Annotated in this window: 34 protein-coding genes; 3 read left to right on the top strand and 31 right to left on the bottom strand. The window is 52.8% G+C overall.

Annotated elements, in window-relative coordinates; translation table 11 throughout:
- Positions 1–15 precede the first annotated feature (15 nt).
- The gene (gcvA, locus tag QKW35_RS12490) at positions 16–921 is read left to right on the top strand and encodes a transcriptional regulator GcvA (protein WP_282353531.1); all 906 of its coding nucleotides are present in this window, start codon (positions 16–18) and stop codon (positions 919–921) included.
- A 42-nt stretch (positions 922–963) separates the two neighbouring features.
- On the opposite strand, the gene QKW35_RS12485 is transcribed toward gcvA, so the two are convergent.
- The gene (locus tag QKW35_RS12485; protein WP_282353529.1) at positions 964–1,191 is read right to left on the bottom strand and encodes a hypothetical protein; all 228 of its coding nucleotides are present in this window, start codon (positions 1,189–1,191) and stop codon (positions 964–966) included.
- Positions 1,192–1,551: 360 nt separating this feature from the next.
- On the opposite strand from QKW35_RS12485, the gene ohrR reads away from it, so the two are divergent.
- The gene (ohrR, locus tag QKW35_RS12480; protein WP_282353527.1) at positions 1,552–1,998 is read left to right on the top strand and encodes a transcriptional regulator OhrR; all 447 of its coding nucleotides are present in this window, start codon (positions 1,552–1,554) and stop codon (positions 1,996–1,998) included.
- A gap of 56 nt (positions 1,999–2,054) precedes the next feature.
- Here ohrR and ssb read toward each other — a convergent pair whose 3' ends face one another.
- Complete coding sequence (gene ssb / locus QKW35_RS12475) at positions 2,055–2,615, bottom strand: single-stranded DNA-binding protein (RefSeq protein ID WP_282353526.1); 561 nt, start codon at positions 2,613–2,615, stop codon at positions 2,055–2,057.
- 234 nt (positions 2,616–2,849) lie between these two features.
- Between ssb and uvrA the strand changes: the two genes are divergently transcribed.
- Complete coding sequence (uvrA, locus tag QKW35_RS12470; protein ID WP_282353525.1) at positions 2,850–5,672, top strand: excinuclease ABC subunit UvrA; 2,823 nt, start codon at positions 2,850–2,852, stop codon at positions 5,670–5,672.
- Positions 5,673–5,858: 186 nt separating this feature from the next.
- On the opposite strand, the gene rplQ is transcribed toward uvrA, so the two are convergent.
- The 29 genes from rplQ to QKW35_RS12325 form a co-directional block, all read right to left on the bottom strand.
- Positions 5,859–6,254, bottom strand: coding sequence for a 50S ribosomal protein L17 (gene rplQ, locus QKW35_RS12465; RefSeq protein ID WP_282353524.1), 396 nt, complete (start codon positions 6,252–6,254; stop codon positions 5,859–5,861).
- A gap of 40 nt (positions 6,255–6,294) precedes the next feature.
- Complete coding sequence (locus QKW35_RS12460) at positions 6,295–7,299, bottom strand: DNA-directed RNA polymerase subunit alpha (protein ID WP_282353522.1); 1,005 nt, start codon at positions 7,297–7,299, stop codon at positions 6,295–6,297.
- Positions 7,300–7,325: 26 nt separating this feature from the next.
- Entirely contained in the window at positions 7,326–7,946 is a 621-nt protein-coding gene (gene rpsD, locus QKW35_RS12455) for a 30S ribosomal protein S4 (protein WP_282353520.1), read from the bottom strand.
- 18 nt (positions 7,947–7,964) lie between these two features.
- Positions 7,965–8,354, bottom strand: a complete 390-nt coding sequence (gene rpsK / locus QKW35_RS12450) for a 30S ribosomal protein S11 (protein ID WP_193952514.1) — start codon at positions 8,352–8,354, stop codon at positions 7,965–7,967.
- A gap of 25 nt (positions 8,355–8,379) precedes the next feature.
- Positions 8,380–8,736, bottom strand: a complete 357-nt coding sequence (gene rpsM, locus QKW35_RS12445; protein WP_282353512.1) for a 30S ribosomal protein S13 — start codon at positions 8,734–8,736, stop codon at positions 8,380–8,382.
- A 153-nt stretch (positions 8,737–8,889) separates the two neighbouring features.
- Entirely contained in the window at positions 8,890–9,006 is a 117-nt protein-coding gene (gene rpmJ / locus QKW35_RS12440) for a 50S ribosomal protein L36 (protein WP_007021200.1), read from the bottom strand.
- A gap of 20 nt (positions 9,007–9,026) precedes the next feature.
- Positions 9,027–10,355 (bottom strand): preprotein translocase subunit SecY, encoded by a 1,329-nt coding sequence (gene secY / locus QKW35_RS12435; protein WP_282353502.1) that lies wholly within the window; start codon positions 10,353–10,355, stop codon positions 9,027–9,029.
- Positions 10,356–10,790 (bottom strand): 50S ribosomal protein L15, encoded by a 435-nt coding sequence (gene rplO, locus QKW35_RS12430; protein WP_282353501.1) that lies wholly within the window; start codon positions 10,788–10,790, stop codon positions 10,356–10,358.
- Between the two features lie 14 nt (positions 10,791–10,804).
- Entirely contained in the window at positions 10,805–10,987 is a 183-nt protein-coding gene (rpmD, locus tag QKW35_RS12425; protein ID WP_282353499.1) for a 50S ribosomal protein L30, read from the bottom strand.
- 6 nt (positions 10,988–10,993) lie between these two features.
- Positions 10,994–11,494, bottom strand: coding sequence for a 30S ribosomal protein S5 (gene rpsE, locus QKW35_RS12420; protein WP_282353497.1), 501 nt, complete (start codon positions 11,492–11,494; stop codon positions 10,994–10,996).
- 11 nt (positions 11,495–11,505) lie between these two features.
- Positions 11,506–11,856: a 50S ribosomal protein L18 gene (gene rplR / locus QKW35_RS12415; protein WP_282353496.1), complete on the bottom strand. Its 351-nt coding sequence runs from the start codon at positions 11,854–11,856 to the stop codon at positions 11,506–11,508.
- A 13-nt stretch (positions 11,857–11,869) separates the two neighbouring features.
- Complete coding sequence (gene rplF / locus QKW35_RS12410; protein WP_282353494.1) at positions 11,870–12,403, bottom strand: 50S ribosomal protein L6; 534 nt, start codon at positions 12,401–12,403, stop codon at positions 11,870–11,872.
- Positions 12,404–12,414: 11 nt separating this feature from the next.
- Positions 12,415–12,807 carry a 30S ribosomal protein S8 gene (gene rpsH, locus QKW35_RS12405; RefSeq protein WP_282353492.1) on the bottom strand — a complete coding sequence of 131 codons (393 nt, stop codon included), beginning with the start codon at positions 12,805–12,807 and terminating at the stop codon, positions 12,415–12,417.
- A gap of 81 nt (positions 12,808–12,888) precedes the next feature.
- Positions 12,889–13,194, bottom strand: coding sequence for a 30S ribosomal protein S14 (gene rpsN / locus QKW35_RS12400; RefSeq protein WP_282353490.1), 306 nt, complete (start codon positions 13,192–13,194; stop codon positions 12,889–12,891).
- Between the two features lie 12 nt (positions 13,195–13,206).
- The gene (rplE, locus tag QKW35_RS12395) at positions 13,207–13,746 is read right to left on the bottom strand and encodes a 50S ribosomal protein L5 (protein ID WP_282353489.1); all 540 of its coding nucleotides are present in this window, start codon (positions 13,744–13,746) and stop codon (positions 13,207–13,209) included.
- 12 nt (positions 13,747–13,758) lie between these two features.
- Positions 13,759–14,073, bottom strand: a complete 315-nt coding sequence (gene rplX / locus QKW35_RS12390; protein ID WP_282353488.1) for a 50S ribosomal protein L24 — start codon at positions 14,071–14,073, stop codon at positions 13,759–13,761.
- A gap of 96 nt (positions 14,074–14,169) precedes the next feature.
- The gene (gene rplN, locus QKW35_RS12385) at positions 14,170–14,538 is read right to left on the bottom strand and encodes a 50S ribosomal protein L14 (protein ID WP_282353487.1); all 369 of its coding nucleotides are present in this window, start codon (positions 14,536–14,538) and stop codon (positions 14,170–14,172) included.
- Between the two features lie 74 nt (positions 14,539–14,612).
- On the bottom strand, positions 14,613–14,876 hold the full coding sequence (gene rpsQ / locus QKW35_RS12380; RefSeq protein ID WP_282353485.1) for a 30S ribosomal protein S17: 264 nt from the start codon (positions 14,874–14,876) through the stop codon (positions 14,613–14,615).
- A 2-nt stretch (positions 14,877–14,878) separates the two neighbouring features.
- Entirely contained in the window at positions 14,879–15,070 is a 192-nt protein-coding gene (rpmC, locus tag QKW35_RS12375; RefSeq protein ID WP_282353484.1) for a 50S ribosomal protein L29, read from the bottom strand.
- Complete coding sequence (gene rplP / locus QKW35_RS12370; RefSeq protein ID WP_282353483.1) at positions 15,070–15,483, bottom strand: 50S ribosomal protein L16; 414 nt, start codon at positions 15,481–15,483, stop codon at positions 15,070–15,072. The genes rpmC and rplP overlap by 1 nt, the downstream gene beginning before the upstream one ends.
- Before the next feature lie 11 nt (positions 15,484–15,494).
- A complete protein-coding gene (gene rpsC / locus QKW35_RS12365; RefSeq protein WP_282353482.1) occupies positions 15,495–16,175 on the bottom strand; it encodes a 30S ribosomal protein S3 in 681 nt (226 codons plus the stop codon).
- 22 nt (positions 16,176–16,197) lie between these two features.
- Positions 16,198–16,527: a 50S ribosomal protein L22 gene (gene rplV / locus QKW35_RS12360; protein ID WP_282353706.1), complete on the bottom strand. Its 330-nt coding sequence runs from the start codon at positions 16,525–16,527 to the stop codon at positions 16,198–16,200.
- Between the two features lie 13 nt (positions 16,528–16,540).
- Positions 16,541–16,816, bottom strand: coding sequence for a 30S ribosomal protein S19 (rpsS, locus tag QKW35_RS12355; RefSeq protein WP_282353480.1), 276 nt, complete (start codon positions 16,814–16,816; stop codon positions 16,541–16,543).
- A 19-nt stretch (positions 16,817–16,835) separates the two neighbouring features.
- The gene (rplB, locus tag QKW35_RS12350) at positions 16,836–17,663 is read right to left on the bottom strand and encodes a 50S ribosomal protein L2 (RefSeq protein WP_282353478.1); all 828 of its coding nucleotides are present in this window, start codon (positions 17,661–17,663) and stop codon (positions 16,836–16,838) included.
- A 15-nt stretch (positions 17,664–17,678) separates the two neighbouring features.
- Positions 17,679–17,975 (bottom strand): 50S ribosomal protein L23, encoded by a 297-nt coding sequence (gene rplW / locus QKW35_RS12345; RefSeq protein WP_282353477.1) that lies wholly within the window; start codon positions 17,973–17,975, stop codon positions 17,679–17,681.
- Positions 17,972–18,577 carry a 50S ribosomal protein L4 gene (gene rplD, locus QKW35_RS12340; protein WP_282353476.1) on the bottom strand — a complete coding sequence of 202 codons (606 nt, stop codon included), beginning with the start codon at positions 18,575–18,577 and terminating at the stop codon, positions 17,972–17,974. Before rplD ends, rplW begins: the two co-directional genes overlap by 4 nt.
- Before the next feature lie 11 nt (positions 18,578–18,588).
- On the bottom strand, positions 18,589–19,227 hold the full coding sequence (gene rplC / locus QKW35_RS12335; RefSeq protein WP_282353474.1) for a 50S ribosomal protein L3: 639 nt from the start codon (positions 19,225–19,227) through the stop codon (positions 18,589–18,591).
- Positions 19,228–19,350: 123 nt separating this feature from the next.
- On the bottom strand, positions 19,351–19,662 hold the full coding sequence (gene rpsJ / locus QKW35_RS12330; protein ID WP_027857456.1) for a 30S ribosomal protein S10: 312 nt from the start codon (positions 19,660–19,662) through the stop codon (positions 19,351–19,353).
- Between the two features lie 159 nt (positions 19,663–19,821).
- Positions 19,822–19,918 (bottom strand): EF-Tu C-terminal domain-related protein (locus QKW35_RS12325; RefSeq protein ID WP_486644356.1); only part of this gene is annotated, 97 nt, incomplete at its 5' end.

The following is a 19,918-nucleotide window of genomic DNA, read 5'->3' as shown; positions in this document are numbered from 1 at the left end:
CACAGGTGGAAACCAATGGCATACATCCCCCTTATGAACGCCCTCAAGACCTTTGTCGTTGCGGCAAAATACCTGAACTTCACGAAGGCAGCGGATGAATTGTTGGTATCCCCTTCTGCGGTCAGTCATCAAATACGTATTCTGGAGGACTACCTAGGTTTAAAACTGTTCAGTCGTACCAGTCGGACAATGATTCTCACCGATGCCGGTTACCAACTCTATGGCGACCTGGAGGGACCGTTCAAATCAATTGCCGAGGCTGTGCGAGAAACGATGAACGGGCGGAAATCGAAGAATCTATACATTGTGTTACGACCCTTTTTCTCCATATCCTGGCTCGCCCCTCGTTTACAAAGCTTCTGGGCGCAACATCCGGATATTCAGATTGACCTGATCCACCGCAGTACATTGCCGGACTTTAGTTCAGAGAATATCGATGTCGCTATTCTCTGGGGTAAGGGGCATTGGCCGGGCATGCAAGCGGATATGCTGATTCCCGGCAACCTCACCCCCATTTGTAGCCGCGAGCTGATAGTCACTGAAGGTATGCCCACGACTCCTCAGCAACTTTCCGGTTTGAATCTCATACATGACAGCGATCACAGCGCCTGGCAGGCCTGGTTTCGACTGGCCGGTCTGCCGCCAACCGATGCCGCACGGGGTCAGATCTTTGACGATACCAATGTGCGTGTACAAGCCATTATTAATGGCCAGGGCGTGATGCTGGGGTGTCCACGCCTACTGCAAAACGAGTTGGCAAGTGGCGAGCTGGTACGGTTATTTGAGCAGTCCCTACCGGACTACGCATACTATCTGGTCTATCCGGAGAGTCGCATAAAGGACAATAAAACGCAGGCTTTTATCCGCTGGATTCAAGACTGCGCTAACCAGAGGCCAGATATAAAAAAGCGATCCGGATAGGGATCGCTTAACATGGGCATCTCGAGCAGTGAAAAGAGGGATTTAGTTAGAACCGAAGTACAGGTCCGCGCCGTATACCGGCTCCAGCGCATTACCACCTTTCAGGTTGCTGTTGTCTACCACCACCTGCTCCAGACCGCTGTAGTGAGAGGTGCTTGCAAACTCAACACCGGTGCCGAAGTGGCTGATCTGGCTGGATTCTACCGCTGCAGATGCAGTACCGGCAAAGATAGCGGAAGTCAGGGCGATTACAGTTGCGATGTTTTTCATGTGTGTATCCTCAATATAAAGCTGTCGATTTCGTTCTGTTCGTTTGGATCCGGATGGTTGATCATTCTCATCAGCCCACTGTCATTCACCTGTCTGGCCAGTTGAGTACGTGGCTCGAGTGCGGCTCCCCCTGCCACCAGTGCCATTAAAACCGCACCGATTACTGCAAATTTGAAAAAGCCTGCGTTACTTACCATGACTAACCCGTGTTGCTGTTGAGATTAACCATCATCCTGATAGAATTTTAATTGTGGCTCGCTATTATCTTGCGCACAGCCATCTTGCGATCAATAATAACTAGCAACTTAGTTGCGCGCAAGCTACTTGACCGCTATTTAAGTAACAATTTAGGATAAGCTTATGAGCCAAATGAATAATGACGATGCCCTCTGCCTGGAAAAGCAGAGCTGTTTCTCCCTCTACAGCGCCGCCAATGCGATGGTGCGCTCTTACCGTTCTGCCCTGCTGGAGCTGGATCTGACCTACCCCCAGTACCTGGCGATGATGGTGCTCTGGTCGGAAGACGGCCTCAGCGTGAAACGGATGGGCGAGCGACTGCACATGGACTCCGGCACCACCACCCCGCTGCTGAAGCGGCTGGAAGCCAAAGGTTTGTTGCAACGGGTACGCTGCAAACAGGATGAACGTTCCTGCCTGCTGCAGCTGACCGATGAAGGTCTGGCACTGAAAGAGCGTGCGCTGGAGGTACCAAAAGCGATGGCCTGCAAAGCCCCGCTCACGGACGAGGAATCGGCGCAGCTGAAAGCCCTGTGCGATAAGCTACGTGTACATCTATGTGATCAGTGATCACTTGGACACAAAAAAACCCGCCAATGCGGGTTTTTTAATATCTGTACCTGGACTCAGAACGGGATATCGTCGTCGAAATCGTCGAAACCCTGAGCAGGCGGCTGTGGCGCAGGCTGAGACTGAGGTGCCTGTTGCGGCGCTTGCTGCTGGTAAGACTGCTGCTGCGGCTGTTGCTGGTAGTTCTGCTGCGGAGCCTGCTGCTGGTAACCACCCTGCTGCTGAGGCGGCTGTTGCTGATAACCACCGCCCTGTTGCTGGTAACCACCGCTGTCACCGCCACGGCCGCCCAGCATCTGCATTTCGCTGGCTACAATCTCAGTGGTGTAACGGTCCTGGCCGCTGTTGTCCTGCCACTTACGGGTACGCAGGGAGCCTTCGATGTAGATCTGAGAACCCTTACGCAGGTACTCACCGGCAATTTCCGCCAGACGGTTGAAGAAAACAACGCGGTGCCACTCAGTACGTTCCTGCTGCTGACCGCTCTGCTTGTCTTTCCAGCTCTCGCTGGTCGCAATTGTAACGTTAGTCACTGCGCCGCCAGAGGGCATGTAACGAACCTCAGGATCGCCACCCAGGTTACCAACAAGGATTACTTTGTTAACTCCACGAGCCATGAAAATCTCCGGTTAAAATTCGTTGCTTAACGTCGTCCCTGACTGCCTCGCGCAGAGGCGAATAATGGGGGTAAGAATAACACCTGTGCACTCTGCTTGCAGCCATCCATTAACCCGCCACAGAAATATTCATCCAGCTCAACCTTAGTGTCGTAACCACAACACAATGTACATTTATTAGACCGAGCGAACTCTTTATAATTTGCCCTTTTGTTTGTTCCGGCCGGAGAGAACATGGATAAGATACTGGTTCGCGGTGCTCGTACCCACAACCTGAAAAATATCGACCTGGAGATCCCACGCGATCAGCTGATTGTGATCACCGGCCTGTCCGGTTCGGGCAAGTCATCACTGGCGTTCGACACCCTCTATGCGGAAGGTCAGCGCCGTTACGTGGAATCACTCTCCACCTACGCGCGCCAGTTCCTGTCCATGATGGAGAAGCCGGATGTGGACCATATCGAGGGGCTGTCACCGGCGATCTCGATTGAGCAGAAGTCCACCTCCCACAACCCACGCTCCACCGTGGGTACCATCACCGAGATTTACGACTACCTGCGTCTGCTGTTCGCCCGTGCTGGCGAACCCCGCTGCCCGGATCATGACCTGCCCCTGGCCGCACAGACCGTCAGCCAGATGGTGGACCAGGTCCTGGAACTGCCGGAAGGCAGCAAGCTGATGCTGCTCGCACCGGTGGTGCAGGGTCGCAAAGGCGAGCACCTGCACACCATCAACGAACTGCGCTCCAACGGTTTTGTCCGTGCCCGCATCAATGGCATTGTGGTTGATCTGGACAGCGCGCCGGAACTGGACAAGAACAAGAAGCACAACATCGAGGCAGTGGTTGACCGCTTCAAGGTGCGCGACGACCTGCAGATCCGCTTGGCGGAGTCCTTCGAGACCGCCCTCAACCTGACCGACGGTATCGCCAAGATCGCCTGGATGGACGGCGAAGATGAAGACCTGATCTTCTCTGCGCGTTTTGCCTGCCCCCACTGTGGTCATAGCATCCAGGAACTGGAACCGCGCATGTTCTCCTTCAACAACCCGCACGGTGCCTGTTCGGCCTGTGACGGCCTGGGGGTGAAGCAGTTTTTTGATCCCAACAAGGTGGTGCACGACAACAGCCTGACCCTGTCAGAAGGTGCAATCCGTGGCTGGGACCGTCGCAGCCTGTATTACTTCCAGCAACTGAAAGCCGTCGCCGCACACTTTGGCTTTGACCTGGATACACCGTTCCGTGACCTGTCCAAGAAACACCAGCAGATCATCCTGCAGGGCAGCGGAACAGAGCCGGTGCCGTTTAAGTACCTGAACGACCGCGGCGACATGATCAGCAAGTCCCACCCGTTCGAGGGGGTGCTGAACAACCTGGATCGTCGCTACCGCGAAACCGAATCCGAGATGGTGCGCGAGGACCTCGCCAAGTACCTGAACATCCAGCCGTGTCCATCCTGTGAAGGCAGCCGCCTGCGCCGGGATGCACGCCATGTGTTTATCGACGGGATCACCCTGCCGAAGATCGTTAAACTGCCGATCGGTGAATGCTACCAGTACTTTGAGCAATTGAAGCTTGAAGGTAAGCAGGGCGAGATCGCCGAAAAGATCCTGAAAGAGATCCGTCAACGCCTGAGCTTCTTGGTAAATGTGGGGCTGGATTACCTGTCCCTGGAGCGTAACGCCGAAACCCTGTCCGGGGGTGAAGCACAGCGTATCCGTCTCGCCAGCCAGATCGGTGCAGGTCTGGTAGGTGTCATGTACATCCTCGACGAGCCCTCCATCGGCCTGCACCAGCGTGACAACGAACGCCTGTTGGGCACCCTGGAACACCTGCGAGACCTGGGGAACACCGTAATCGTCGTTGAGCACGACGAAGATGCGATTCGCATGGCGGACTACCTGGTAGATATCGGCCCGGGTGCCGGCGTACACGGCGGTCAGATCGTTGCCCACGGTACCGCCAAGGATGTGATGGAGTGTGAGGAGTCTCTCACCGGTCAGTACCTCTCCGGTGCCCGCCAGATAGCAGTGCCAGAAGAACGGCACCCGATTAACCGCGACAAGATGCTGAGGCTAAAGGGCGCGACCGGTAACAACCTAAAGAATGTGACCCTTGAGGTGCCTGTCGGCCTGTTTACCTGTATCACCGGTGTATCCGGTTCCGGTAAATCCACGCTGATCAACACCACCCTGTACCCGGTGGCAGCTACTGAGCTGAATCACGCCACCACACTGGATGCGTCACCCCACGACAAAGTTGAAGGCCTGAAGCACTTCGACAAGGTGATTGATATCGACCAGAGCCCTATCGGTCGTACACCGCGCTCCAACCCGGCCACCTACACCGGTATCTTCACGCCAGTGCGTGAGCTCTTTGCCGGCACCCAGGAAGCGCGTTCCCGCGGTTACAAACCGGGCCGCTTCAGTTTCAACGTTAAGGGTGGCCGCTGTGAGGCCTGTCAGGGTGACGGGGTGATCAAGGTGGAGATGCACTTCCTGCCGGACGTATACGTCCCCTGTGATGTGTGTAAGGGCAAACGCTACAACCGTGAAACGCTGGAGATCAAATATAAGGGCAAGAGCATCGACGAGGTGCTGGACATGACCATCGAGGAAGGACGTGAGTTCTTTGATGCGATTCCGGCTCTGGCACGTCGCCTGCAAACCCTGATGGACGTGGGCCTCAGCTATATCCGTTTAGGTCAGGCTGCAACCACCCTGTCCGGCGGTGAAGCACAGCGTGTGAAGCTGGCTAAAGAGCTGTCCAAACGTGACACCGGTAAAACACTTTACATCCTGGATGAGCCAACCACCGGCCTCCACTTCTACGATATCCAGCAGCTACTGACCGTTCTCAATCGCCTGCGCGACCACGGCAATACCATCGTAGTGATCGAACATAACCTGGATGTGATCAAAACCGCCGACTGGATCGTCGACCTGGGTCCTGAAGGCGGTATCAACGGCGGCGAGATCATCGCCACTGGAACACCAGAAGAGGTCGCTGCCTGCAGCCATTCCCACACCGGCCGTTTCCTAAAGCCGCTGCTGAGATAACGGTTATCCACAACCTAAAAAGGAGAGCAATGGCTCTCCTTTTTTGTGCCCGTGTCTCAACAAATGCCGTAACCTGCCCAATCGTATGGAGTTATCCACTGCGCCGGCTGACCCCGGAAGTGAATCGAAAATTCAGGCAATAAAAAACCCGGCGCTAAGGCCGGGTTTTTTGTAACCGATCAGGTATTAATCTTCAGAAGTATCTTCTACTGCTGCAGATGCTACCGGACGGTCAACCAGTTCTACGTATGCCATTGGCGCGTTATCGCCAGGGCGGAAGCCACATTTCAAGATGCGAATGTAGCCACCTGGACGCTGCGCGTAGCGCGGGCCCAGTTCGTTGAACAGTTTACCAACAGCTACTTTGCTGCCAGTACGTGCAAATGCCAGACGGCGGTTTGCAACGGTATCGTTTTTAGCCAGAGTGATCAGCGGCTCAGCGTGGCGACGCAGTTCCTTAGCTTTGGGCAGAGTTGTTCTAATCAACTCATGCTCAAACAGGGACACTGCCATGTTCTTGAACATCGCTTTGCGGTGCGCACTGGTACGGCTAAATTTACGACCAGATTTACGATGACGCATGATTAAATCCTTACCAAACTAGTCAGTTCGAATCGCTGTATCAAGACGCGACTCTGTCGTCGTTTTTCAAACTAGCCGGTGGCCAGTTCTCTAGACGCATACCAAGGGACAGACCTTTAGAGGCCAGCACGTCCTTGATCTCAGTCAGCGACTTCTTACCCAAGTTCGGGGTCTTCAGCAGCTCAACCTCGGTGCGCTGAATCAGGTCACCGATGTAGTAGATCTGCTCTGCTTTCAAGCAGTTGGCAGAACGTACAGTCAGTTCCAGGTCGTCTACCGGACGCAGCAGGATCGGATCGATCTCTGGCTCTTCCGGCTCTTCCTTCGCCTGATCAGCTCCATCCTCCAAGTCAACAAATACAGCAAGCTGCTGCTGAAGGATTGTCGCTGCACGACGGATGCACTCTTCTGGATCGATTGTGCCGTTAGACTCAATATCGATAACCAGTTTGTCCAGGTCGGTACGCTGTTCCACACGGGCGCTTTCTACCACGTAGGAAACACGGCGTACCGGGCTGTAGGTTGCATCCAACTGCAAACGACCGATGGCGCGAGTTTCGTCTTCCTCAGAAGTGCGAGCGTCAGCTGGCACGTAGCCACGACCGCGTTCAACACGCAGCTGCATGTTGATGCTTGCACCTTCGCTGAGGTGAGCAATAACGTGATCCGGATTTGCGATCTCAACATCCTGGTTCAGCTGGATGTCGCCTGCAGTCACAGGACCCGCTTCGCTCTTGCTCAGAGTCAGTGTTACGTCGTCGCCGTTGTGCAGCAAGATCGCAACACCTTTGAGGTTCAGGAGGATCTCAATTACATCTTCCTGGACCCCTTCTACAGTGCTGTACTCATGCAGTACGCCTTCGATCTCAACTTCTGTTACGGCACAACCCGGCATAGAAGAGAGAAGAATACGACGCAGTGCATTTCCCAGCGTGTGGCCAAAACCACGCTCCAGTGGCTCAAGAGTCACTTTCGCGCGAGTTTTGCTGATTTCCTGTACGTCAATGTGACGTGGGCTTAGAAACTCGTTTACCGAACGCTGCATAGTTCCACCAATAAAGAGTTCAACAATTACTTGGAGTACAACTCGACGATCAGCTGCTCGTTGATGTCAGCAGACAGATCACTACGCTCTGGAAGTGCTTTGAAAGTACCTTCCATCTTAGTAGCGTCAACTTCTACCCACTCAACTGGTGCACGCTGAGCAGCCAGATCCAGCGCGTTTTTGATACGCAGCTGAGCCTTAGCTTTTTCACGAACTGCTACCACATCGCCAGCCTGTACCTGGTAGGAAGCAACATTGACTACCTGACCGTTAACAGTGATGGAGCGGTGTGATACTACCTGACGTGCTTCAGCGCGGGTTGCACCAAAGCCCATACGGTATACAACGTTGTCCAGACGGCCTTCCAGAAGCTGCAGCAGGTTTTCACCGGTTGCACCTTTGCGACGAGCCGCTTCTTTGTAATACCCACGGAACTGACGTTCCAGTACGCCGTACATACGACGAACTTTTTGCTTTTCGCGCAGCTGCAGGCCGTAGTCGGACAAACGACCACGACGCGCACCGTGCATACCTGGAGCAGCTTCAGCTTTACACTTGCTATCCAGTGCACGAACACCGCTCTTCAAGAACAGGTCCGTACCTTCACGGCGAGACAGCTTGCACTTAGGTCCTAAATAACGAGCCATATTATTACTGTCTCCAGATTAAACGCGACGTTTCTTCGGCGGACGACAACCATTGTGAGGGATTGGCGTCACGTCGGTGATGTTAGCGATCTTGTAGCCGCACGCGTTCAGCGCACGAACTGCAGATTCGCGACCGGGACCAGGTCCCTTAACGAATACGTCGAGGTTTTTCAGGCCATACTCTAGTGCAGCCTGACCAGCACGCTCAGCAGCTACCTGAGCGGCGAATGGGGTGCTCTTACGGGAACCACGGAAGCCGGAGCCACCTGCAGTTGCCCAAGACAGAGCGTTACCCTGACGATCAGTAATAGTGATGATCGTGTTGTTAAAAGAGGCGTGGATGTGGGCGAACCCGTCCGCTACCTGCTTTTTAACCTTTTTGCGTGTGCGATTACCTGGCTTAGCCATATTGGGAATTCCTATCGCTTACCACTTACTTACGGATCGGCTTACGAGGGCCTTTTCGAGTGCGTGCATTGGTTTTGCTACGCTGCCCACGTACCGGGAGATTACGACGGTGACGAAGACCGCGGAAACAACCAAGGTCCATCAGACGCTTGATGTTCATAGACACCTCACGACGCAGATCACCTTCTACTGTCAGCTTGGAAATTTCACCACGAACATTATCCAGCTGTTCTTCAGACAGGTCGGCGATCTTGGTGCTTGGGGCAATGCCACAAGCGTCGCAGATGCTCTGAGCGGTCGTACGGCCAATCCCGTAAATGTAAGTCAGAGAAATTACCGCATGCTTATTGTCAGGGATATTGACTCCAGCTATACGGGCCATTCTATTTACTCCAATTGGGGTCCTGTCACCTTCTGTTTAGTTGTTGAGGTTAGGGACCGAAAACTCGTTAGTTCGTGGAAGGCGCGCAATAATACACCCTGATCAAAAATAAATCAAGGATGCGCGCACTCCACTTCTGTTATCAGGGTTGAATCAACCCTGACGCTGCTTGTGACGCGGCTCTACTTTACAGATCACACGCACAGAACCGTTACGACGAACGATTTTGCAGTTACGGCAGATCTTCTTAACAGACGCACGTACTTTCATGATCTACTCCTATGGTGTGCTTAGCGCATCATTCCTGCGCCGCCACCTTTGAGATTAGATTTCTTCATCAGGGACTCATACTGATGCGACATGAGGTGCGACTGCACCTGAGCCATGAAGTCCATCACGACTACCACGACGATCAGCAGGGAGGTACCACCGAAATAGAACGGAATATTCCATGCAACCACCAGAGCCTGCGGCATAAGAGACACAGCAGTGATGTACAGGGCACCGAACAACGTCAGTCGGCTCAGCACGGTATCGATGTAACGCGCTGACTGCTCCCCTGGACGAATCCCGGGAATAAAGGCACCTGATTTCTTCAGGTTATCTGCCACATCACGCGGATTGAAAACAATTGCCGTGTAGAAATAGCAGAAGAAAATGATAGAAATCGCAAACAACAGGATATACAGCGGCTGACCTGGTCCAAGCGCCAGCGCGACATCCTGCAGCCATTCCATACCTTCAGACTGGCCAAACCACTGACCAACAGAAGCCGGGAACAGCAAGATGCTGGATGCAAAGATCGGCGGAATAACACCAGCCATGTTTACCTTCAGAGGAAGGTGGCTGGTCTGTGCCGCGTAAACGCGACGCCCCTGCTGACGCTTTGCATAGTTAATGGTGATACGGCGTTGACCGCGCTCCATAAACACTACAAAACCAACAGTGGCTACCGCCAATACAGCGATGGCCAGCAGCGCCAGGATATTCAGATCACCCTGACGTGCTGATTCAAAGGACTGGCCGATTGCACCAGGCAATCCAGCCACAATACCCGCAAAGATCAGAACCGAAATACCGTTACCGATACCTCGCTCGGTCACCTGCTCACCCAGCCACATCAGGAATACCGCGCCGGCTACCAATGTCACAACTGCTACAAAGTAGAAGCTGACATCGGCGCTGAACGCCACACCCTGGTTTGCCAGGCCAACAGCCATACCGAAAGACTGAACAGTCGCAAGCAGTACGGTACCGTAACGGGTGTACTGGTTGATCTTACGACGGCCTGCCTCGCCTTCTTTTTTCAGCGCTTCCAGGGTTGGGCTGACGACCGTCATGAGCTGCATAATGATAGATGCAGAGATGTACGGCATGATGCCCAGCGCGAGGATACTCATTCGTTCCAACGCACCACCGGAAAACATGTTAAAGAGACTCAGGATCGTGCCCTGATTCTGGTCAAACAGCGCAGCCAGACGATCAGGGTTGATACCGGGTACCGGAATGTGAGCACCGATACGGTATACAACGATCGCCAGTAGCACGAACAGCAAACGAGATTTCAACTCGCCGAGTCCGCTCTGTACGCCTGCTGGTACTGGTCCTTGCTTAGCCATTTACGCCTCGACTTTGCCGCCCGCAGCTTCGATTGCAGCCTGTGCACCTTTAGTCACTTTCAGACCTTTGATGGTGACAGCTTTGTTGATCTCGCCAGACAGAATCACCTTAGCAACTTTGATTTCCTGCTTGATGATATCTGCTTCTTTCAGCGCAGCCAGATCAATTACGTCAGCATTTACAGATGCCAGTTCGTTCAGACGAATCTCAGCAGCGTAACGTGCTTTACGGGAAATAAAACCGAATTTTGGCAGACGACGCTGCAACGGCATCTGACCGCCTTCAAAACCTGGTTTTACAGAACCGCCGGAGCGGGATTTCTGACCTTTGTGACCACGGCCACAAGTCTTACCCAGACCGGAACCAATACCACGACCAACGCGTTTTGGTGCGTGTTTGGAACCTTCACCCGGGCTCAGAGTGTTCAGACGCATGTGACGAACTCCCCTTACTCGCCTTCTACATTCAGCATGTAGTTGACTTTGTTGATCATGCCACGCACGGACGGAGTATCTTCCAGCTCCACTGTGTGACCAATACGGCGCAGACCCAGACCCTTAACGCACAGTTTGTGCTTAGGCAGGATACCGATAGGGCTACGTACCAGAGTAACTTTTACAGTTTTAGCCATTATCGATTACCCCAGGATTTCGTCTACAGACTTGCCACGTTTAGCAGCTACATCTTCTGGAGAACGCATCTCCGCCAGACCTTTAATGGTCGCGCGAACAACGTTTACAGGGTTAGTAGAGCCGTAGCACTTCGCCAGTACGTTGTGTACACCTGCCAGTTCCAGTACGGAACGCATTGCACCACCTGCGATTACACCAGTACCCTGGGAAGCAGGCTGCATGTATACCTTGGAAGCACCGTGACGGGCTTTCACAGGGTACTGCAGAGTGTCACCGTTCAGTTCAACCTGAACCATGTTACGACGCGCCTGATCCATTGCCTTCTGAATAGCAACAGGTACTTCGCGCGCTTTACCACGACCGAAACCTACGCGGCCGTTACCATCGCCAACTACAGTCAGAGCGGTGAAACCGAAGATACGGCCACCCTTAACCACTTTAGCGACACGGTTAACCTGAACCAGCTTTTCCTGCAGGTCACCGTCTTTCTGTTCGTGATTTGCCATTTTCGACCCCTTTAGAATTCCAGGCCGCCTTCACGGGCTGCGTCAGCGAGTGCTTTTACACGACCATGGTATTTGAAACCAGAGCGGTCAAAAGCAACTTTAGTAACACCGGCTTCTTTCGCACGAGAAGCGATCAGCTCGCCCACTTTCTGAGCAGCGGAAACGTTACCGGTAGTGGATTCACGCAGATCTTTTTCTACGGTGGAAGCAGCCGCAACAACGGTACCACCATCAGCAGAGATCACCTGCGCGTAGATGTGACGCGGTGTGCGGTTAACGCACAGACGCGCAGCACCCAGCTCACGCATTTTCAGGCGAGAACGGCGCGCACGACGAATACGAGCTTGTTTCTTAGCGTTCATGATACTGCCCTACTTACTTTTTCTTCGCTTCTTTACGGCGAACATATTCATCAGCGTAGCGAACACCTTTACCTTTGTAAGGCTCTGGTGGACGGAAGCCACGCACCTCAGCTGCAACCTGACCTACAACCTGCTTGTCGTTACCACTGATAACTACAGTTGTCTGGCCCTGAACTTCAGCTGTGACACCTTCAGGCAGCTCATAATCGATTGGGTGAGAGAAACCCAGAGATAGGTTCAGTGCATTGCCTTTAACAGCAGCACGGTAACCAACACCCTGCAGCAGCAGAGTTTTCTTGAAGCCTTCGCTTACACCAACAACCATGTTGTTGATCAGTGCGCGGCTGGTACCTGCCAGAGCAGTCGCCTGCTTGGAGCCGTCACGGCCCGCAAACGTCAGGCCTGCTTCGCCCTGCTGGATCTCTACGGACGGGTGAACATCAAAGCTCAGCTGACCGTTTTTACCTTTTACATTAACTGACTGGCCGTCGATTTTCAGCTCAACACCTGCCGGTACAGCAATAGGGTTCTTCGCAATACGAGACATTGGATAACCTCTTAGAATACCGTGCAGACTACTTCGCCACCGACACCCGCAGAACGTGCTGCGCGATCAGTCATGACACCTTTGCTCGTAGAGATGATCGCAACACCCAGACCGCCTGCTACTTTAGGCAGCTCACCAGCGCCTTTGTAGATACGCAGACCTGGACGGCTTACACGTTTGATCTCTTCGATAACCGCCTTACCTTCGAAGTATTTCAGGTCGATGGTCAGAACTGGTTTTACACCTTCTTCTACGGAGTAGCCGGAGATGTAACCTTCAGATTCCAGAACCTTAGCGACAGAAACCTTCATTTTGGAAGACGGCATGGATACGGCCTGCTTTTCAGCCATGTGACCGTTACGGATACGGGTGAACATATCCGCCAGTGTATCTTGCATGCTCATGCTTTTTACTTCCTCGTTGTGCAGCGCGACGCGGTAGCCTCAGGCCCAGTCCGTCGCGCTTACCATGGGACTACCTGGGGACTACCAGGAAGCCTTCTTCAGACCCGGTACGTCACCGCGCATAGCGGCTTCACGCAGCTGGTTACGGCACAGGCCAAACTTGCGGTAAACCGCGTGTGGACGACCTGTAACCTGACAGCGGCGCTGACGGCGAACCGGGCTAGCGTCACGTGGCAATTTCTGCAACGCAACCTGTGCATCCCAGCGCTCATCTTCAGATGCAGACGCGCTCAGGATAATTGCTTTCAGTGCAGCACGCTTTTCAGCGTACTTAGCAACTGCTTTTGCACGCTTAACTTCGCGTGCCTTCATAGATTCTTTAGCCATGATAAACCCCTATCACTTCTTGAATGGGAAGCCCAGGGCAGCCAGCAGGGCACGACCCTCGTCATTGTTCTGAGCAGTGGTGGTAACGGTAATATCCATACCACGCAGTTTATCTACCTTGTCGTAATCGATCTCAGGGAAGATGATCTGCTCTTTAACACCCATGCTGTAGTTACCGCGGCCGTCGAATGACTTAGGGTTCAGACCACGGAAGTCACGGATACGCGGGATGGAGATGTCTACCAGACGATCCAGGAATTCCCACATACGGTCGCCACGCAGGGTAACTTTACAACCGATCGGCCAACCTTCACGAACTTTGAAGCCCGCGATGGATTTACGTGCCAGAGTTACAACTGGCTTCTGACCAGCGATCTTAGTCATGTCTGCAACTGCGTTTTCCAGCAGTTTTTTGTCGCCCAGTGCTTCACCCACACCCATGTTCAGAGTGATTTTGGTGAGACGAGGCACAGCCATGATGTTAGGGCTGTTCAGGTCATCTTTCAGCTGCTGCTGAACAGATTCTTTATAAAGCGCTTTCAATCGAGACATATCATCAACCCCTTAGCTGATCACTTCGCCGGTGGACTTGAAGATGCGAACCTTAGAGCCGTCTTCAAGAAGCTTGAAGCCAACACGGTCGCCCTTGCCGGACTGTGGGTTGAAGATAGCAACGTTGGATACAGCCAGAGCAGCTTCTTTCTCTACGATGCCACCTGCTTTACCCAGCATCGGGTTAGGCTTGGTGTGCTTTTTCACCATGTTGATGCCGGAAACGACAACTTTGTCGTTATCCAGGACACGCATGACTTTGCCACGCTTGCCCTTGTCTTTACCTGCGATAACGATGACTTCATCGTCGCGTCGAATTTTACGCATAATTACCTCTTTCCTACGTCCTTCTCATGCTCAAAAACGCCAACGCCTTACGGCGTTAGCGTTTTTACATAAATCAAACTTCTCGGAGTTTGATCTTTACAGCACTTCAGGCGCCAGGGAAACGATTTTCATGAACTTCTCGGAACGAAGCTCACGCGTTACTGGGCCAAAGATACGAGTACCGATTGGTGCGTCGTTAGCGTTCAGCAGAACCGCTGAGTTAGTATCAAAGCGGATTACTGAGCCATCTGGACGACGAACACCCTTACGGGTACGTACCACAACAGCCTTCAGGACCTGACCTTTTTTCACTTTGCCACGCGGAATTGCTTCCTTGACGGTAACTTTAATGATGTCACCGACGCTTGCGTAACGACGGTGAGAACCGCCCAGGACCTTAATGCACTGTACACGCTTAGCACCGCTGTTATCAGCGACGTCAAGCATAGATTCAGTCTGAATCATGGTCTACTCCACAAACTCTGTGTTGAGCCCGCCGTCAAAACGACGGGCCGACAATTGGAGCGAGGGTGCGTATATTACACCTTCGCTGCGCGCTCTTCAATACGAACCAGTGCCCAAGTTTTAGACTTGGAGTGAGGACGGGTTTCCGCGATGGTTACCAGATCGCCCTGCTGACACTCATTCTTCTCATCGTGAGCGTGCAGTTTGGTGGAGCGTTTCATGAATTTTCCGTAAATCGGATGCTTCTCTTTACGCTCAACCAGAACTGTGATGGTTTTATCCATCTTGTCACTGACAACACGGCCAGTAACAGTACGAGTACGTTTTTCTGCGCTCATTCTTAGTTACCTGCCTTTTCGTTGAGTACAGTTTTCACGCGAGCGATGTCGCGACGAACCTGGCCCAACAGGTGATTCTGTGCCAGCTGACCGGTGGTTTTCTGCATGCGCAGGTTAAACTGCTCTTTCAGAAGACCCAACAGTTCCTGCTGAAGCTCATCAACGGACTTCTCACGTAGTTCGTTCGCTTTCATCACATCACCGTACGCTTAACAACAGTTGTAGAAACAGGCAGCTTAGCAGCAGCCAGGCCAAATGCCTCGGATGCCAGCTCTTCAGGTACACCGCTCATTTCAAACAGGATACGACCTGGCTGAATTGGAGCTACCCAGTACTCAACGCTACCCTTACCTTTACCCATACGAACCTCAAGAGGCTTGCCGGTAATTGGCTTGTCAGGGAATACGCGGATCCAGATCTTACCACCACGTTTCACGTGACGTGTCATGGTACGACGAGCCGCCTCGATCTGACGGGAAGTGATGCGACCACGGCTAGTAGCTTTCAGACCAAATTCGCCAAAGCTTACTTTGCTACCGCGCTGAGCCAGACCGCGGTTGCGGCCCTTCATTACCTTACGGTATTTCAGTCGTTTAGGTTGCAGCATCGACGTCTACCTCACTTACCTTTCTTCTTAGGTGCTTTCTTCTCAGCGCGTACCTGTTCGATACCACCGAGAACCTCACCCTTGAAGATCCAGACTTTAACGCCGATCACACCGTATGTGGTGTGCGCTTCGTAAGTAGCGTAATCGATGTCAGCACGCAGAGTGTGCAGCGGCACACGGCCTTCACGATACCACTCAGTACGCGCGATCTCAGCGCCACCCAGACGACCGCTAACCTGGATCTTGATGCCTTTAGCACCCAGACGCATAGCGTTCTGTACCGCACGCTTCATAGCGCGACGGAACATAACACGACGTTCCAGCTGGCTAGCAACGCTCTGCGCTACCAGTTTGCCGTCCAGTTCAGGTTTGCGAACTTCTTCGATGTTGATGTGAACAGGCACGCCCATCATCTGAGAAACAGCGTTACGCAGCTTCTCCACATCTTCACCTTTCTTACCAATCACGATGCCCGGACGAGCGGTGTGAATGGTGATCTTAGCATTCTGTGCAGGACGCTCGATTTCGATGCGACTTACAGATGCTTTTTCCAGCTGCTTCTCCAGGTACGCACGTACCTCGAGGTCATTCAGCAGCTTGCTTGCGTATTCTGACTTGTCCGCGTACCACACAGAAGTGTGGTCTTTCACGACACCAAGTCGGATACCGGTCGGATGTACTTTCTGACCCATAACAAACTCTCCTAGCAGTCGCTTAGTCAGCCACTTTTACGGTGATGTGGCAGGAACGCTTCAGAATACGATCTGCGCGACCCTTTGCACGCGGCTTGATGCGTTTCATAGTCATACCTTCGTCAACGAAGATAGTAGAAACGCGCAGCTCGTCGATGTCAGCACCTTCGTTGTGTTCTGCGTTTGCAATCGCAGACTCCAGTACTTTCTTGACAAGCGCCGCACCTTTTTTCGGGCTGTACGCCAGGATGTCCAGAGCTTCACCGACAGACTTGCCACGGATCTGGTCTGCTACCAGACGGGCTTTCTGAGCGGAGATGCGGGCGCCTTTTAATTTAGCGGCAACTTCCATCATCTAACTCCTCTTATCGCTTGGCTTTCTTATCCGCTGCGTGGCCACGGTAAGTACGTGTAGCAGCGAACTCGCCCAGTTTATGACCGACCATGTCCTCAGTGATGTACACTGGAACGTGCTGGCGACCGTTGTGTACTGCAATCGTCAAACCGACAAAGTTCGGGAAGACGGTAGAGCGACGAGACCAAGTCTTAATCGGACGACGGTCGTTGCTCTCAATTGCAGCCTCTACCTTTTTCAGCAGGTGAAGGTCGATAAATGGACCTTTCTTCAGTGAACGTGGCACAACTGTATCCTCAACCTAATTATTTGGCTTGACGACGGCGTACGATCAGCTTATCGGTACGCTTGTTCTTACGAGTCTTGTGACCCTTAGTAGGCACACCCCATGGTGTCACTGGGTGACGACCACCGGAAGTACGACCTTCACCACCACCGTGTGGGTGGTCTACCGGGTTCATAGCAACACCGCGAACGGTTGGACGAACACCACGCCAGCGCTTAGCACCAGCTTTACCCAGCTGACGCAGGGAGTGTTCAGAGTTGCTTACTTCACCCAGAGTCGCACGACATTCAACCAGTACCTTGCGCATTTCGCCGGAACGCAGACGCAGAGTCGCGTATGCACCTTCACGCGCAACCAGCTGAGCAGAAGTACCCGCGGAACGAGCCATCTGAGCACCCTTACCAGGTTTCAGCTCGATACAGTGCACAACAGAACCTACTGGGATGTTGCGCAGTGGCATGCAGTTACCTGGCTTGATTTCAGTATCCTGACCGGAAGAAATCTTGGCACCAGCCACCACACCTTTAGGTGCGATGATGTAACGACGCTCACCGTCAGCATATTTCAGCAGAGCGATGTGTGCGGAACGGTTTGGATCGTATTCCAGACGCTCAACAACTGCAGGGATATCGTCCTTGTTACGACGGAAGTCGATAACACGGTACTGCTGTTTGTGACCACCACCAACGTGACGGGTAGTGATACGACCGTAGTGGTTACGACCGCCGGTTTTGGATTTCTTCTCAACCAGCGCAGCGTGTGGCTTACCCTTGTGCAGGTCAGCACCAACTACTTTAACAACGTGACGACGTCCAGCAGAGGTCGGCTTAGTTTTAATCACTGCCATTTTCTAAACCCCCAATCACTCGCCACCGATGAAATCAATCTCAGAGCCGTCAGCCAGGCAAACGTATGCTTTGCGTACGTCGTTGCGCTTGCCGAAACCACGCGCTGTACGCTTGGTTTTGCCCTTAACGTTGACGATGTTGACGCCGGAAACTTTAACGTCAAACAGCTCTTCAACAGCTTTCTTGATTTCTGGTTTGGTAGCGTCTTTAGTAACGCGGAACACCACCTGCTGAGAACCTTCAGCTACGATGGTCGCCTTCTCAGAGATGTGCGGACCCAACAGCACTTTAAAGATGCGTTCCTGGTTCATGCGAGCACCTCCTCAACCTTCTTCAGTGCAGCAACAGTTACCAGCACCTTGTCGAAACCGACCAGGCTTACTGGGTCTACACCTGCAGCGTCGCGCACATCAACGTGAGGTACGTTGCGCGCAGCCAGGTACAGATTCTGTTCTACGTCTTCAGTGATCAGCAGTACGTTAGACAGCTCAAGCTCGTTCAGCTTAGCTACAAACTGTTTAGTTTTAGGAGATTCCAGAGCGAAATCTTCTACTACCACCAGGCGGTCCTGACGAACCAGCTCAGAGAAGATGCAACGCATAGCAGCGCGGTACATTTTCTTGTTTACTTTCTGAGCGTGGTCACGTGGCTGTGCAGCGAAAGTTACGCCACCAGAACGCCAGATTGGAGAACGGGAAGTACCCGCACGAGCACGACCAGTGCCCTTCTGACGCCAAGGCTTTGCACCACCACCAGATACCGCAGAGCGGTTTTTCTGGGCTTTAGTACCCTGACGAGCGCCAGCCAGGTATGCAGTCACAACCTGGTGCACCAGCGCTTCGTTGAATTCTTTACCAAAAGCCAGGTCGGAAACTTCTACCGAACCGTTAGCTCCAGCCAAATTCAGATTCATTTCAAACCCCCTTAGGCGCCGACTTTAACAGCCGGTTTAACGATTACGTCACCGCCGGTTGCGCCCGGAACAGCACCTTTGATCAACAGCAGGTTACGTTCTGCGTCAACGCGAACGACTTCCAGAGTCTGAACAGTTACCTGTGCAGCACCCATGTGACCTGCCATCTTCTTGCCTTTCCACACGCGGCCAGGAGTCTGACACTGACCAATAGAACCCGGAGCACGGTGAGACAGAGAGTTACCGTGAGTCGCGTCCTGGGTAGAGAAGTTCCAGCGCTTAACACCACCCTGGAAACCTTTACCTTTAGACTGACCAGTAACGTCTACTTTCTGACCTGCTTCGAAGCGCGCAACAGTCAGCTCATCGCCAACGTTGACTTCTTCGCCACCTGACAGGCGGAACTCCCACAAACCACGACCTGCTTCTACACCAGCTTTTGCGAAGTTACCCGCTTCTGGCTTAGACAGGCGGTTCGCCTTCTTAGAGCCAGTAGTAACCTGAATCGCTGCGTAGCCGTCGGTATCTTCTGCTTTCACAGCAGTGATACGGTTCGGTTCCACTTCGATGACGGTGACTGGCACGGACTGACCATCTTCAGTGAAGATGCGTGTCATACCCGCTTTACGTCCGATAAGACCTACAGACATTTTCTTAAAACCTCTTGCCAGTTGTGTACGGGGCTGTTACCCACTACGGCTGCCCTTTCCAGAGCATTCCACACTAAAAAAGCGCTTCATTAATAAATTAAATCTGCGCAGTGCCTTTTTTGATTAGCCGAGGCTGATCTGCACTTCTACACCCGCTGCAAGATCCAGCTTCATCAGTGCGTCAACTGTTTTCTCAGTTGGCTCAACGATGTCCAGAACACGCTTGTGAGTACGGATTTCATACTGGTCACGTGCATCTTTGTTCACGTGAGGAGAAACCAGCACTGTGTAGCGCTCTTTACGGGTTGGAAGTGGGATCGGGCCACGCACCTGAGCACCTGTGCGCTTCGCAGTATCTACGATTTCCTGCGCAGAGGAGTCAATCAGGCGATGATCAAAGGCTTTCAGACGAATACGAATTTTCTGATTCTGCATTTCGATCACAATTCCTAACGAATTATATTACGGCATATGCCGACCACCCCTACGGTGTAGGGGACGCAAATACTACTTGCATATGCATATACGGTCAAGTCTATTTTTTAACCAAAAAAAAGGCTCCCGTATGGGAGCCTTTTTTCAGATCAGAGAGAATTACTCGATGATCTTAGATACAACACCTGCACCTACGGTACGACCACCTTCACGGATAGCGAAGCGCAGACCTTCTTCCATCGCGATTGGGTTGATC

Origin of the sequence: Pontibacterium granulatum (genome assembly GCF_029961155.1) — a bacterium.
Classification (GTDB): Bacteria; Pseudomonadota; Gammaproteobacteria; order Pseudomonadales; family Balneatricaceae; genus Pontibacterium; species Pontibacterium granulatum.
This window is presented reverse-complemented; position numbering and strand designations above follow the sequence as displayed.